This window comes from Shewanella sp. SW32 (assembly GCF_025653365.1).
GTDB lineage: Bacteria > Pseudomonadota > Gammaproteobacteria > Enterobacterales > Shewanellaceae > Shewanella > Shewanella oncorhynchi.
The window spans coordinates 122,852-136,807 of record NZ_JAKKSJ010000004.1 but is presented as its reverse complement, the minus strand read 5'-3'; the positions used below and the strand labels follow the sequence as shown (position 1 = coordinate 136,807).

At 45.1% G+C, this 13,956-nt stretch carries 13 protein-coding genes; 4 read left to right on the top strand and 9 right to left on the bottom strand.

From position 1 onward, the window contains the following. Positions 1-48 precede the first annotated feature (48 nt). On the bottom strand, positions 49-813 hold the full coding sequence (locus L5M28_RS03525) for a tRNA-uridine aminocarboxypropyltransferase (protein WP_028759886.1): 765 nt from the start codon (positions 811-813) through the stop codon (positions 49-51). A gap of 408 nt (positions 814-1,221) precedes the next feature. On the opposite strand from L5M28_RS03525, the gene ampC reads away from it, so the two are divergent. Together ampC and emrD are read left to right on the top strand one after the other, a co-directional pair. After that, positions 1,222-2,406: a class C beta-lactamase gene (gene ampC, locus L5M28_RS03520; protein ID WP_263202481.1), complete on the top strand. Its 1,185-nt coding sequence runs from the start codon at positions 1,222-1,224 to the stop codon at positions 2,404-2,406. Between the two features lie 380 nt (positions 2,407-2,786). Continuing rightward, entirely contained in the window at positions 2,787-4,019 is a 1,233-nt protein-coding gene (emrD, locus tag L5M28_RS03515; protein WP_263202479.1) for a multidrug efflux MFS transporter EmrD, read from the top strand. 153 nt (positions 4,020-4,172) lie between these two features. Here emrD and pssA read toward each other — a convergent pair whose 3' ends face one another. After that, positions 4,173-5,486, bottom strand: a complete 1,314-nt coding sequence (gene pssA / locus L5M28_RS03510) for a CDP-diacylglycerol--serine O-phosphatidyltransferase (RefSeq protein WP_028759883.1) — start codon at positions 5,484-5,486, stop codon at positions 4,173-4,175. A gap of 11 nt (positions 5,487-5,497) precedes the next feature. Then, the gene (locus L5M28_RS03505) at positions 5,498-5,830 is read right to left on the bottom strand and encodes a DUF1904 domain-containing protein (RefSeq protein ID WP_028759882.1); all 333 of its coding nucleotides are present in this window, start codon (positions 5,828-5,830) and stop codon (positions 5,498-5,500) included. Positions 5,831-6,259: 429 nt separating this feature from the next. Between L5M28_RS03505 and L5M28_RS03500 the strand changes: the two genes are divergently transcribed. Further along, on the top strand, positions 6,260-6,436 hold the full coding sequence (locus L5M28_RS03500) for a hypothetical protein (RefSeq protein WP_006081710.1): 177 nt from the start codon (positions 6,260-6,262) through the stop codon (positions 6,434-6,436). A 59-nt stretch (positions 6,437-6,495) separates the two neighbouring features. Further along, complete coding sequence (gene dacB / locus L5M28_RS03495; RefSeq protein WP_263202477.1) at positions 6,496-7,989, top strand: D-alanyl-D-alanine carboxypeptidase/D-alanyl-D-alanine-endopeptidase; 1,494 nt, start codon at positions 6,496-6,498, stop codon at positions 7,987-7,989. Positions 7,990-8,090: 101 nt separating this feature from the next. On the opposite strand, the gene L5M28_RS03490 is transcribed toward dacB, so the two are convergent. From L5M28_RS03490 to L5M28_RS03465, 6 genes are all read right to left on the bottom strand, one after another. Then, positions 8,091-9,848, bottom strand: a complete 1,758-nt coding sequence (locus L5M28_RS03490) for an acyl-CoA dehydrogenase family protein (protein WP_263202476.1) — start codon at positions 9,846-9,848, stop codon at positions 8,091-8,093. Between the two features lie 229 nt (positions 9,849-10,077). Continuing rightward, positions 10,078-10,620 carry a DUF2058 domain-containing protein gene (locus L5M28_RS03485; protein ID WP_263202474.1) on the bottom strand — a complete coding sequence of 181 codons (543 nt, stop codon included), beginning with the start codon at positions 10,618-10,620 and terminating at the stop codon, positions 10,078-10,080. Between the two features lie 70 nt (positions 10,621-10,690). Continuing rightward, the gene (locus L5M28_RS03480; protein WP_028759878.1) at positions 10,691-11,512 is read right to left on the bottom strand and encodes an SDR family oxidoreductase; all 822 of its coding nucleotides are present in this window, start codon (positions 11,510-11,512) and stop codon (positions 10,691-10,693) included. 186 nt (positions 11,513-11,698) lie between these two features. Beyond that, positions 11,699-12,394 carry an orotidine-5'-phosphate decarboxylase gene (gene pyrF / locus L5M28_RS03475; protein ID WP_263202472.1) on the bottom strand — a complete coding sequence of 232 codons (696 nt, stop codon included), beginning with the start codon at positions 12,392-12,394 and terminating at the stop codon, positions 11,699-11,701. A 45-nt stretch (positions 12,395-12,439) separates the two neighbouring features. Continuing rightward, positions 12,440-13,600: a lipopolysaccharide assembly protein LapB gene (lapB, locus tag L5M28_RS03470; protein ID WP_105252550.1), complete on the bottom strand. Its 1,161-nt coding sequence runs from the start codon at positions 13,598-13,600 to the stop codon at positions 12,440-12,442. 1 nt (position 13,601) lies between these two features. Beyond that, entirely contained in the window at positions 13,602-13,877 is a 276-nt protein-coding gene (locus L5M28_RS03465; RefSeq protein ID WP_028759876.1) for a LapA family protein, read from the bottom strand. Positions 13,878-13,956: the final 79 nt, after the last annotated feature.

The window sequence follows — 13,956 nt, the reverse complement described above, 5'->3', positions numbered from 1 at the left end:
GAAGATAGTTAACTAGCCTTTTTCAAAATAGATTAAATCCAACATCGATTAACTCTTACTACGACTTGCTTGTTCAAAGGCCAGTTCAAAAGCATCGGTAAAATCTGTAATTGGCAGAAGGTCCTCACGGCAACGGCGATTGCGGCCAAGTAAGGAAGATTCAACAAACAAATCAAACCAAGTACTTAAGGCTTTGCCATTAGCCGCTTCGCCAATCGCTCCTAAAGCCAATGATGCCACCTCGGCGGTGCCAAGTTGAAAATCATGACTACCTTTACGCAATGCATAGGTCGCGAGCGTGTCGGGATCGAAGGAAAGTAACGGCAGCGAGTGTAAGTAAGGACTCTTACGGAACATTTTAATCGCTTCACGCCAACTGCCATCAAGCAGAACAAGTAGCGGCCGTTTGCCTTCGGCCAATGTCGACATCGGCACTTGGTTCAGTACGGTTTGCCCTTGCTCTGCATACTGGGCAGGAAACACTAAATAGGGTTGATATTGCGGCGAATTCAGCAAAGCAAGCAACTCAGCTTCAGGTTCTGTACGTGACCAAATATAGGCGTGGGTATCAGGAATAAGATCCGCGATGAGTCGTCCGCTATTAGTCGGCTTTAACACCTCATCGTTATACATAATCAGCAGAAAACTGGCGTGAGTATCTAACTGACGGCGTAGCGCACAGGTACAGAACTGCTCACCTAAGAGGCATAATGGACAGCGGATCAGTTTTTTACCGCGGGCACCAAAGGGTTTAGTCGAAATAGACTTACGGTACTGATATAAATGGTGCACTGCATGGGGGGCTAAAGCCATAAAAACCAATTCTCTATCAAACTTATTAAGGATCGCGACCACATCATTTAGCACTTTTTTATCGCGGTGGCGCAGTTTATCCCTTGGCCATCAATGGTGCAATCGCGTAATACATTATCGTGATAAAAGGCCGGTGTCAGTGGTTGATGGTTTCATATGCAGCCTAACGCCAGTGAGATAATTTAAGAGCACAGAGCAATTATCTCTTAAAACAACTGTAATGTATTAATCTGTGTTACCACTTAGTATGCAATAGCGTGCAACACTAAACCGACTAAATTAACGTTTAACTTACTTATTGGGGGAGTATTTAAGCTAAATATCAGTAATGACTTAACTTCGTGTGGAATTGCCCTAATATCATGCGAAAATCTACTCTACAAATACAGTCTCAATGAAAGGTCAATTATGCACCCAAAAGCCCCGATCGCTTCTATACCGTTATTAAGCGGCGTACTGCTCTCTGCTACGCTATTTTCTAATGTCACTACGGCCCAAACGCTTAATACCAAAGACATCCAGTCAATTGTAGATTCCGCAGTTAAACCACTGATGGCCGAGTATGCTATTCCCGGTGCAGTAATTGGCATCACCATAGAAGGTAAACAGTATTTTTACCAATATGGCGTCAGTTCTAAAACCTCTGGGCAAAGTGTGACTGAAGATACCCTGTTCGAGATTGGCTCTATCAGTAAAACCTTTACCGCAACACTGGCTAACTATGCACAGGGCGAAGGTAAATTAACACTCACGGATATGGCCAGTGATTATGTTCCAGCATTAAAAGGCAGCCATTTTGATAAGATTAGTCTCATCAATTTAGCCACCCACACAGCGGGTGATTTGCCGATGCAAGTTCCTGATAAGGTCACTAATAACGCAGAGTTAATGGATTACCTTAAGCATTGGCAACCATCATTTGCCGCGGGGACCCATAGGAATTACGCCAATCCGAGTATTGGGCTGCTTGGCATGATTGCCGCGCAGAGTTTAGGGCAAACGTTTACACAAGTACTTGAGCAAACACTATTTCCACAATTGGGTATGACAAACAGCTATCTCAAGGTTCCTAGCAACAAAATGGCCGATTATGCCCAAGGCTATGATAAGCAAGACATGCCAGTGCGGGTCAATCCTGGGGTATTAGCCGATGAAGCTTATGGCGTTAAAACCTCTGCAAAGGATTTACTGCAATTTGTTGAGGCCAATATGCAAATGCACCCGATTGCCAAACCACTGCAAACGGCACTCGATGAGACCCACACGGGATACTTTGATGTGGGCATGATGACCCAAGATATGATTTGGGAGCATTACTCATATCCTATTGATCTTGATAAAATACTTAAGGGTCACACTCAGGAAGTCGTATTTGGCAGTACGCCAGTTAAACCCATAGTGCCGCCCCTCGCGCCGCAGCAAAATGTGTGGATTAATAAAACAGGATCAACGGGTGGTTTTGCCGCTTATGCAGCCTTTATTCCGGCCAAAAAACTCGGCATTGTACTGCTGAGTAATAAAAACATCCCCGTTCCGCCACGGGTCACTGTGGGCTACCAGATTTTAACTGGGATCGAAAAGTTGCAAAAATAACCATGCACTAGGATAGAGGAGATAAGTATATTGGTACTATCTCCTTTTCCTTAACGATATTTTCTTGTCGCTACTGATTTATGGCTGACGCCTTGCTACTGACTCACAGCTTCCTTGCAATCTCCCTTTCCTCATCGGCGGCTTGTAAGAAAATATGCACCACAGAGTTAATCCTTGCGTTAATTCATTTGCAACTCATCGACCTAGTTAACAGACAAATAACCTATCGTAAGTTTAGCTTTACAGCTTAAAATCAGGATAAAAACTTATGCATCGCATTAAAAATTATTTCGTTAAATCAATATGATTGACACTTGAAGTTACGCTTTTAGGGAGTAAGATGCGCGCAAATACCTTAAGTGACCTTTTTCGGAAATATCATGTCAGGCACGCCACATTCTCCTATTCATCACGATGTCGCTCCAGCGGCGAGTCAGTCTAGCCTACTGTTAATGATTGTCTTTATGGTCGCCTGTGGCCAAATGGCGCAGACGATTTTTGTACCTGCCCTTCCACAAATCGCACTCGGGCTCCATGTGGACGCCAGCCAACTACAAGCCGTGATGGCCTGTTACTTACTTTCCTACGGGATCTTTCAATTTGTGTATGGCCCAGTGTCTGATCGCGTTGGCCGCAAAATGCCACTCGTCGTGGGTATCGCAATTTTCGTTCTAGGCGCTGTATTTGCGGCTCAGGCCATAAGCTTTAACCAACTAATTATGGCGAGCCTTATCCAAGGATTAGGCACAGCCAGCGCGGGCGCTTTATGCCGTAGCATTCCCCGCGATCACTACTTTGGTGACCGACTGGTAAAATTTAATAGCTATGTCTCTATGGCTGTAGTGTTTTTGCCTTTGCTTGCACCATTTATCGGCAGCGCCACTGCGGCCTATTTTGGCTGGCAAGCCGTATACTGGGTATTAGCGGGATTCGGTGTCGCGGTCTGGCTGTTGTTAATATTCCTCTTTAAAGAGTCTTTACCTAAGGCTCAACGGGAACATCAAGCCGTTTTCAAATCCTATAAGCATGTCCTGCGCCATAGAGCGTTTCGCGCTTATTTATTTTCATTGATTGCCACCTTTGCCGGTATTGCGGCGTTTGAAGCCATTGCTGGCGTACTCTATGGCCAATATCTCGGACTGACGCCTTTTATGGTCAGTTGCTATTTTGTTGCGCCAATTCCTGGCTACTTACTGGGGGCTCTCATCGCGGGCCGACAGAATAAGCCACAAAGGGTTGTTTACCAAGGTGTTGCGTTACTCGGTGCTGGCGCATTATTTATGTTGATCCCAGGTCTTTTTAATTTAGTGGTTGGCTGGAGTTTACTTATTGGATCGATTTTATTCTTCAGTGGCGCAGGCATGCTGTTCCCTACCCTAACATCTGCTGCATTAGAGCCATTTCCACGTCAGGCGGGGATTGCGGGCGCATTACTGGGGGGATTACAAAATTTTGGTGCCGGACTTGCCGCATTAACTATGTCTTTAGTGCCTATGGGCGGCCAGTTGAGCATAGGTTTATTAAGTGCTGTAATGGTAGTTTTAGTGATTCTGTCTCTGTATTACGCCAAAGATCAAAATGATACTCACCAGAATTTAATGCCACAGATTTAATGCATATGATTTGAAGCGACAATTCTTGGTTTAAGCTAAATCTATTACCATCAGTCAATAAAAAGCCCACATTGTTGTGGGCTTTTTAAACCGATAAGACACTGTAATAAATCAAAAATATCGATTAATTTATTGCTTCTATAGCTTTAATCGTTACAGAATGCGACGCAGTAAAAAGTCAGCTTTAAGGCGACGAATTCTAGTCATGATCTTCTTCACTGGCGCAGGATAGCTCTGTAAGGTGTCGACTTGGCTGTAGTGATATAACCGCTGTGTGTGTTCCAGAATATGTGCCTGCTCGGCTTCAAACTGGGCTTTCCAGCAGCCAATTTCATCTTGGATCAACAAACCATTCTCAAGATCCAGCGCCCAAGCTCTTGGATTCAGATTAGAACCTGTGATCAAATGCTTATTACCGTCGGCACTGATGCCTTTGAGGTGATAACTGTTGATGCCGTGTTTCCACAGATGGATATTCAACTGACCATTATCAATCGCCCACTGTTGGCGTTTAGCGAACTTACGCAATGATTGCTCATACATATAGGGCAAGGCACCTATGGTCGAGAAATCCTGCTCAGGCGGAATATAAAAATCGTTAGCCGTCTTGTCGCCCACAACGATATCGATGCGTTTGCCATTGCGTAAATGCTTCGCTAAAGCGCGCACTAAAATGTACGGCGGATTAAAATAGGGCGTGCAAATAAACAGCGAGTCTTTTGACTCTTCCACCAAGGCGACAACCACTTTATTGAGCAAGTTTTTCTTGCGTCCTAGCCCAAGTAACGGCGTGATGCGATTGCCATCACGGGTTTCCTTAAACTGATACTCAGCGTCAGACAGTCTCAGCTTAAAGCTACGCATATCCGTCTTTGGTGGTAGCACTTCTTGCTCAGCATCTTGCGTTAATGAACACACAGCTGGATCAGAAATGATATTTTTCTGGATCATCGCGCGCATACTGCGCGCTAATTCGGCAGACTCAATCAAGTGATAACGATCGAAACGGTACTTATCGTGTTGTTGCAAATAGATATTATTGAGACTGGCACCGCTATAAATCACGGCATCATCGATAATAAATCCCTTAAGATGCAACACACCCATAAATTCACGGGATTTGACGGGTACACCTAAGATATCGATGGGATGTTCGGCTTCAGCCATAACTCTGCGGTACATCAAATAGTTACCGCTATCACCTTTATGGCCAATCAAGCCACGTCTCGCACGGTGAAAATCGACTAACACTTTGATATCAAGCGTTGGATTTGCTGCTTTGGCATCCATGAGGGCTTGTAATATCTCACGACCCGCTTCGTCATCTTCTAAATACAGCGCCGCAATATAAATACTGTGCTTGGCGCTCGCAATACGAGCGAGTAATTCTGCCTTGAAACGGCATGGCGTGAGCAACCACGTTAAAGCCTCGGGTTGAACGGCTATTCCACCAAGCTTATCTAGCAAGGCATCCTCCTTTAAACATGCTGACCACCCCGATAGGAAGCACTGGGGTTCAGTGATAAAAACATCACAGCAATATGTGTTAACTCTGGATAGGCCTCTGTCACTGCCAACCTGATCGTTTGTTCTACTTTAAGATGGATATCAGGGTCCTTAGGGAACCAGAGTAACTCAACTTGGACAAAGCGTTGATCAATTTTTCCATTTCGAAAACTGATGCTTGGGATCCAATCTAATGTGAAACTCTCTGCATTACCTTTACATATATCCGCCAATGACTGCAGTAATGTTTGGCTGAACGCTGCAACGACCGCTTGTGGTAAGCCGCGCATACTAATATGTGGCATGGTTTAGTTGTTACCTAAGAACCTAAAATCGTAAGGGGTAGAAATTACCGACTTCACCTCGTCTCGGCAAGACTTTTCTCCCAAAAGTCTTGTTAAACCTAACGGTTTTGCTGGTAATTTGACCTCACGCGATTTTATTCCACTTCAGTGCACCGATTTACCTAAAAATCTTCTTCATTTATCCTTGCTTGAAATCGCATTTTACGGCGAGTATTCTCGGCATTATTTGCCCGTCCACACAATATGTTGCCCCTAAATAGGGTGATTCTTAACGCTACAAATCAGTCCAAATTTCACTAAACTGCACCCAAAATGTCTGCCAAATCACAAAATAATCTTCAAACCCATTTCATTCACCCCGAATCCAGTGATTTAGCGTAAACTAAACCGCCTATTTGCGATTAGACCACACGATACAAGATTAAGACTATGAACAAAAAAATTCTGCTGACGTTAGCACTGACATTGCTGTTTGCTTGGGGTATTTTCCATTTTAAAACCCAGTTAGGGTTACTCATCCTGCCGTTGTTTATTGGGCTGGTATTGTTTGTTACCCTACGTTTATATCGCTTGATGGAAAAGGATGACGGCAGCAGTGAGGATTAACCGCACACAATACCAACCTAATCTTAATGATGTTTTGATAAAAATGGCCAATAGCTAACATGGAAACGTTACTGAAAACCACTCTATATGCCGGCCTGCTCCTAGCCGCAAGTCATAATATGGCCTATGCAGAGCAACATGATTCTAGGCCGATAAGTGCTCAAACCACTTCGCTTAGCCAAGCAATCAGCAAGATCAGCCCTCGACATTCACAAATCGCCTTACTGGCAATGGATATGTCGAACAATCAAGTGATCTATAGCCAACAAGCTGAGACCTTGTTTATTCCAGCCAGTACCCAAAAGCTGCTCACGGCAGTCAGTGCTGTGGCTCAGCTTGGGCCTGATTTTCGTTATGTCACGGAATTATGGACAGATGCACCGATACGCAAGGGCCATATCGCAGGCAGTGCTTATCTGCGTTTTAGTGGCGATCCCACGCTAACTCAAGCCGATCTCAAGGCCATTTTTGCCAATCTCGTAAAACAAGGCATTAATCGCATTGATGGACATCTGTATTTGCTCGGCGATAAACAAGAGCAAATGCAAGCTCCGGGTTGGGTTTGGGATGATTTGGGCATTTGTTTTGCCGCGCCAGTGTCGAGTTATATTATCAATCAGAACTGCGTCTATGGTCAGTTTAGCCCAAGCTCTACCAGCAAACCTTCACAGGTAAGTCTGCGCGCGGGGAGTTATGGAGTTAAAATCAGCAGCGATGCGGTGTTTGATCAAAAGGCGAGCCGCGAATTTTGCCAACTTGATATGGTCAGATTAGGTCAAAATAACTACCATTTACGCGGCTGTTACCCTGGCGGTGAGGCGATACCACTGGCGATTGCGGTCAGCGATCCGTTCAAATTTGCCCAAGATAACCTCACCTCCCTACTTAAAGGCGAGATGTCTCTTGCGGGTAAAGTACAACTCGGCACTAACTTACCCCAAAAGGCAAAACTAATTGCCAGCCATAGCTCGGCGCCCTTACCTGAGCTGCTCGAGACTATGCTGCTCAAGTCAGATAATTTGATTGCCGATAGCCTTTTTAAGCAACTTGGTAAAAGTTATTTTAAGACCCAAGGCAGCTTTACCAATGGTGCCGCTGCCATGCAGCGAATTTTAACGAATTTAGGCATAGATTTGAGTAACGCCAATATTGTGGATGGTTCAGGATTGTCACGCTATAACTTACTCAATGCCAAGCAGTTAGCAGCAGTGTTGGCGCTAATCCACCAAGATAGCCGCTTTAGTCCGTTAATCACGAGTCTGCCACAGGCGGGGATCAGCGGCACCTTAAGATATCGTATGGGCTACAACAAGCCTCCGCTTAAACAGCAAATTTTTGCAAAAACAGGCTCGATGCAAGGCGTGTCTAATTTAGCGGGCTTTATCCGTTTGCCCCAGCATAACGATACCCTGTTTGTAATCCTTGAGAATGGCATGAGTCCTGAATTGAAAAATCAGCATAACCCCTCATTCAATGCCGAGTTTCTTAAACAATTGATTTCAGTGCTGCAACCGTCATCAACCACTGCAACTGTAAATACTGCGGCTCACTAGAGTCATTAATTAACTGCTACAGAGTAAAAAAATTGCACAAAAAAGCACTGAGTCATCAGTGCTTTTTCAGTTTTTATCTAAACGAATATACCGAAGCCTTGTTAAAACAACTCCGCAGGCATCGCCATAGTCGTCGCATCACCAGCTCTGACTTGAGCGATATGGTAATCCGCTTTTGGCAATAACTTATCAAAATAGAACTTAGCCAAATAGACTTTCTGCTCGGCAAAAGCTTTATCTTCATGATCCGCGACCTTATCGACCATAGCCAACCAGTAGAAACCATACAGGGTGTAACCAAAGGCATCTAAAAAGTCGACCGCACACGCATTAATAAGTGCAGGCTGAGCCACTTTGCGATCATTAACTGACTCGGCAACGATGACCAAGGCATCTAAACGTGCACATACTGCCGCCACTTTCACCGCATCAACGTGAGTAAATGCGCGCATTTGTGCCTTCAAGTCAGCCACAAATTCATTTAATGCGGCTAAGTTATCGCCAGTGACTTTACGACCGAGGAAATCGATGGCTTGAATGCCATTGGTGCCTTCATAAATCTGAGCGATACGGGTATCACGAACTAATTGCTCAATACCTGTTTCACGAATATAACCATGTCCACCAAAGACTTGTTGCGCCATGATAGTCGCATCTAGACCCCGATCGGTTAAAAATGCTTTCGCCACTGGCGTTAATAAACCCACATAACGCGCCGCTTTAGCCTTAACCTCATCTTGGGCATATTTTGCTAAATCCAGCTGTTGTCCTGTAAACACAGACAAAGCACGGCCCGCTTCTGTCATCGCACGAATGGTCAACAACATACGGCGCACATCGCCATGGACAATAATGGGATCAGAATCACTGCCCGTCGATGAGCCGCCAGCGGCGATGCCTTGATTACGCTCTTTAGCATAATCGGCCGCCATCTGGTACGCCGCCTGCGCACTGCCAAGCCCTTGAATACCAATTGCTAAACGCTCGTAGTTCATCATAGTGAACATGCACACTAGGCCACGATTAGGCTCACCAATCAAGAAACCTTGGGCATTATCAAAATTCATCACACAGGTCGCAGAACCTTTAAGGCCCATCTTATGCTCGATAGACCCCACTGATACACCATTGGCATTGGCTAAGCTGCCATCGGCATTAACCGATATCTTAGGTACCAGAAAGAGTGAAATCCCTTTACTATCCGGTAGCTTAGCAAGCACTAAGTGGATGACGTTTTCCGTTAAATCGTGATCGCCACCTGTAATAAAAATCTTGCTGCCCGTGATGGCATAACTGCCATCATCCTGCGGCAAAGCACGGGTACGGATATTACGTAGATCAGAACCCGCTTGCGGCTCCGTCATATCCATAGCACCCGCCCATTCGCCGGAATATAACTTAGGCAAATAAGCTTGTTTCAATTCTTCGCTGCCGTGGGCATTGATACATAAAGCCGCCCCCGCGGTTAACGAGCCATAAAGTGTAAATGCATTACAAGCACTGTAAGCCATTTCGTCGACTAAGATCCCCAGCATCTTCGGCATCCCCATGCCACCAAATTCAGGATCGCCACACAAACCAATCCAACCGCCCTGGGAATACTGCTCATAAACGGCTTTATAGCCATCAGGGGTAATCACTTGATTGTCTTGATGCAACACGCCCTGCTCATCGCCCGTCCGGTTCAGCGGATGGATCAACTCACAGCTGATCTTGGCTGCTTCTTCCAAAATAGCATTGGCCGTGTCGATATCGACCATTTCAGCAATCTCAGGCAATTGTGCCCAAGTGTTTGGGGCATCAAATACCTGTTCCAGTAGGAAACGCATATCCGTCAACGGGGCTTGGTAAGGATTCATTGGTAGACTCTTAAACGTAGGATTAAAACAGTTGTTTTAATTTATACCAGTTCACTGTAGAAAACAATCTCATTACAAATACAGCTGTGAATAATATAAAAGTATGCGAGTGTGCGAGCTAAATATAAATTTAACCCATAAAAAAACCCTTAAGCTTGAACTTAAGGGTCTCTATTTTATAAGCTTTACAACAGGATTGTCTTAGCGTTAGGTCACAGGCTTGTGGCAATTACCACATTAAATCATCAGGAATTGCGTAATCTGCATAGGGATCATCTCCAACGACTACAGCTTTAGATTCATCCTGTTGCCACAGATAACCACACCACTGCGGCACCAGCAGTTTAACTCGCTCGGCTAACTTATGTGGTACTAAGTAACTCTTATCTTCGTAACGCACTATGCCTAACTGCCCTTTAAGCAATTCTGCCTGCAGTTTTTCATCTATGTATAAAGAATAAATTTTATTATCAAGAGTATAGTTAAATTTCACTTCAGCATAAGCTGGGATCTTAATCGCAGACTTAGTGAACTCTGTGATTAAACCGCGCACCTGTCCACGCTCAGATGCCTCTGCAAAACGTTGCTCATTTAGCGCTTTATCTTTTTGCGCCTGCAACCGTTTTTGCTCTGCCACTTCTTGCTTAAAAGCACTTGAGCCATCATCAACTCGTGATTTTTTGTCACGGCGTTTTTGAGTCTTAACGTCGCGAACCTTTTGTTTACTGGCAAGCCCTGCTTTGAGTAGCTGCTCTTGTAATGCATTAGCCATGGATCATTACCTACTTAATTTCTATAAAATCAAAGTTCTCGATTTTGAATATCAATAATCTAAAACCAAACTACATTTTTGCGGCCAGTTCGCCAAGCTCTGTCATCGCTATACTGGCGCCGCCAAGTGACCAACCGCCATCAACCGGCAGCACAACTCCCGTAATATAGGAAGCTAATTCAGAGCCTAAGAATAGCGCGGCATTGGCGATATCCTGACCTGCGCCGTTGCGTTTTAGCGGAACGGATTGGGCAACCTTTTGCTGTAATGCGGCGCTGGGTGCAAGGCGATTAAAACCTTCAGTATTGGCGATTGGGCCAGGCATAATCGAATTAATTCTCAGCCCCTCACAGCCCCACTCTAACGCTAAAGTTCGCGTCAGCATATCAACACCCGCTTTAGCCGCACACACATGCACTTGCATTGGCATAGCGATCGAAGCCTGCGGCGCCGAAATCTGGATAATATTGCCATTGGGGCGACGCAGCAAAGGATAAGCCTGCTTTAGCACTTGAAAACTGCCGAGCAAATCAATGTCCATCACCGACTTAAAACCATTGGCCGAAAGCTTTGCGGCGCTGGCAGGGAAATTCCCCGCCGCGCCGCTTACCAGCACATCGATAAAACCAAACTCAGAAGCGATTTTATCAAAACCGACTTCAAGGGCGCTAAGATCGCGCACATCAAAACTCACACCCAAATGAATACCGTCAGGATTGGCCTGTTGCAACTGCAATACCGCGGCATCGATTTTATCTTGACTGCGGCTCGCAACGGCCACATTTGCGCCAGCCTGTGCGAACGCAATGGCAATCGCGAGATTTATCCCACTGGTTCCTCCGACAACGACAACATTTTTACCTTGATAGTTAAACATCGTAGCATTAAACATGGGCGTTCTCCGTGAACAGTGAGATATGCACTCAGGGTGTGATTAAGTATTTTACTTTGTAATTCAACATACTATTTCAATTTTTATCAATCATATCAAGGATACCAACAAGCGATTCCAAGCCTTTTTTATTTAAACGACGGTCAAACGACTTTCAAACCGCGCTTTAGACGGCTAGTGTGGCGTCTATGCCAATGATTGGTGAATCGCTTGCAATGCCGCTAACGGATCGGCAGCTTTGGTGATTGGGCGGCCAATCACTAAGTAATCAGAACCCGCTGCTATCGCTTGAGGTGGAGTCATCACGCGGTGTTGATCGCCAGCATCACTGCCAACTGGGCGGATCCCCGGCGTCACGAGCTTGAAATCATGACCTAACAGTGATTTCAAGGCTGTCGCTTCTTGGGCGGAACACACCACGCCATCGAGTCCCGCTTGCTGCGTGAGCTTCGCCAAACGTTGCACATGCTCAAACGCAGGAACATTGATGCCGAGTAATTTAAGATCGTCATCACTCATCGAGGTTAATACCGTGACCGCGATCAGCATAGGCGCTTTATCGCCGTATGGCAGTAATGCTTTTTTAGCCGCTTCCATCATGGCTAAGCCACCACTGGCATGTACGTTCGTCATCCATACGCCCAGCTCTGCGGCTGCGGCCACGGCTTTGGCGACAGTATTGGGAATATCGTGAAATTTCAAATCAAGGAATAAATCAAAACCACGATCATGGATATCTTTCACCAGTTGCGGGCCAAACAAGGTAAACATTTCTTTGCCGACTTTAAGGCGGCACATGTTGGGATCGAGTTTTTCTATCAGTTGTAAAGCATGGTTTTTATTATCGTAATCAAGCGCTACGAGGATAGGTTTAATCGTCATCATCTCTCCAACTGGGTTACACAAACTGTGTATTCTTCTAATAGATTATTCGCCGTCTAGGCCTCGGATCCGTTTAATGCTGCCCCAGTTTTTACAGGAAGGACAATGCCAGTAAAGCGCATGGGAAGGAAAACCACACTCCTTACAACGGTAACTCGGACGGAATTTAATTTGTTGTTCAACGAGCTGCTCCAGCATAGTTAAACTTTGCTTAGCTTGCCCTTCTTCGGCTTGGCGCAAATGCATCTGCATCAAGTGCTGAAAACCTTTCATGGTCGGATGGCGATATAACGCATCGAGCACAATGGTCTCTGCCGCTTTAATCTCATCAAGACTTATCATGTGCTGCGCTAAGGCGACAACCACTGATGCACCCGCACCATCGGCCATGGCCCCTGCGAGTAACTCTTGGAAGCCTTCTTTATCTTGCGTGTCGCGATAAACTTGTTTAGCTGTGGGGATTGCATCGGCAAAAAGCTCGATATCGGCTTTTTTTAGTTGCAGCAGCATTTGCTTACACTGGGCATAATCTTGAATATCGAGGAATTTTTTCGCTAGGGTCAATAATGCACGACCGCATTGAGGATCTTGCTTCAGCGCTTGCTGTAGCAGTTTAATTTTCTGCGCATCATCACTGGCTTCATCGGCTAATTGGCAATAGAAATGTGCCGTTAACGGCTTTAAAACTTGCTGACGCTTACGACTCAAACGCTTAGTGATATCAATGGCTTTCTGCCACTCTTTAATCACCTGATAAATAGCAATAAGCTGTGTTTCAGATTCTTCACTGTGATCGTCTTGGCTGACCAAGTTAATAAAGATTTCTTCAGCTCTGTCGTAAAAACCTGCTGCTAGATAATCTTTACCCAGCTCCATCATAGCGATGTCACGCTGCTCATTGGTTAATGTAGGCCGCGCGATTAAATTTTGATGGATACGAATAGAGCGGTCGACCTCGCCTCGCTTACGGAACAGCGAACCGAGTGACAGATGGGTATCGATGGTTTCATCGTCAACATCTAGCATACTGATAAACAAATCGACGGCTTTATCCGATTCGTTCGACAGTAAGAAATTGAGGCCAGTAAAATAATCCCGGCTCAATTGTTTACGTTGATTACTTTGATTCTGCCTTATGCTCCGTCGCCCCATATACCAACCATAGGCGGCAGCAATGGGAAGCAACAGAAAGAGGATCTCAAGCATATTAGGCGTCTACATCCTGAGGGATTTTAGCGATCACTTGATTTAGTTTCTTTTTAGTTGCCGCTAAACTTAATTTCAAGCGAACAATATAGTAGCTAGCAAATAACCAACTCAAAATAAAACCAGCAAAAAAGACAATCGCTAAGACAACAGGTAAACGATATTCACCCTGTGCGACAAAATAGCTGATGGTCACCACTTGTTCGTTGCGCGCGCCAAAAATCAACGCCAGAATAAATAACAGTGCCACAAGCACAGTTGCTACAAATGATTTCACGCTGCACTCCCTAAACGCGTTTCAATTTAATGATTATCCAAGAAATTTACTAAGCTGACCAGCATTGCCTTGCAATAGA

Bases quoted from the DNA above. Each gene is read 5' to 3' on its own strand.
- L5M28_RS03490 (WP_263202476.1), bottom strand. From the start codon at position 9,848: ATGAATCCTTACCAAGCCCCGTTGACGGATATGCGTTTCCTACTGGAA.
- pyrF (WP_263202472.1), bottom strand. From the start codon at position 12,394: ATGACGATTAAACCTATCCTCGTAGCGCTTGATTACGATAATAAAAAC.
- L5M28_RS03525 (WP_028759886.1), bottom strand. From the start codon at position 813: ATGGCTTTAGCCCCCCATGCAGTGCACCATTTATATCAGTACCGTAAG.
- ampC (WP_263202481.1), top strand. From the start codon at position 1,222: ATGCACCCAAAAGCCCCGATCGCTTCTATACCGTTATTAAGCGGCGTA.
- emrD (WP_263202479.1), top strand. From the start codon at position 2,787: ATGTCAGGCACGCCACATTCTCCTATTCATCACGATGTCGCTCCAGCG.
- L5M28_RS03485 (WP_263202474.1), bottom strand. From the start codon at position 10,620: ATGGCTAATGCATTACAAGAGCAGCTACTCAAAGCAGGGCTTGCCAGT.
- lapB (WP_105252550.1), bottom strand. From the start codon at position 13,600: ATGCTTGAGATCCTCTTTCTGTTGCTTCCCATTGCTGCCGCCTATGGT.
- L5M28_RS03500 (WP_006081710.1), top strand. From the start codon at position 6,260: ATGAACAAAAAAATTCTGCTGACGTTAGCACTGACATTGCTGTTTGCT.
- dacB (WP_263202477.1), top strand. From the start codon at position 6,496: ATGGAAACGTTACTGAAAACCACTCTATATGCCGGCCTGCTCCTAGCC.
- L5M28_RS03505 (WP_028759882.1), bottom strand. From the start codon at position 5,830: ATGCCACATATTAGTATGCGCGGCTTACCACAAGCGGTCGTTGCAGCG.
- L5M28_RS03480 (WP_028759878.1), bottom strand. From the start codon at position 11,512: ATGTTTAATGCTACGATGTTTAACTATCAAGGTAAAAATGTTGTCGTT.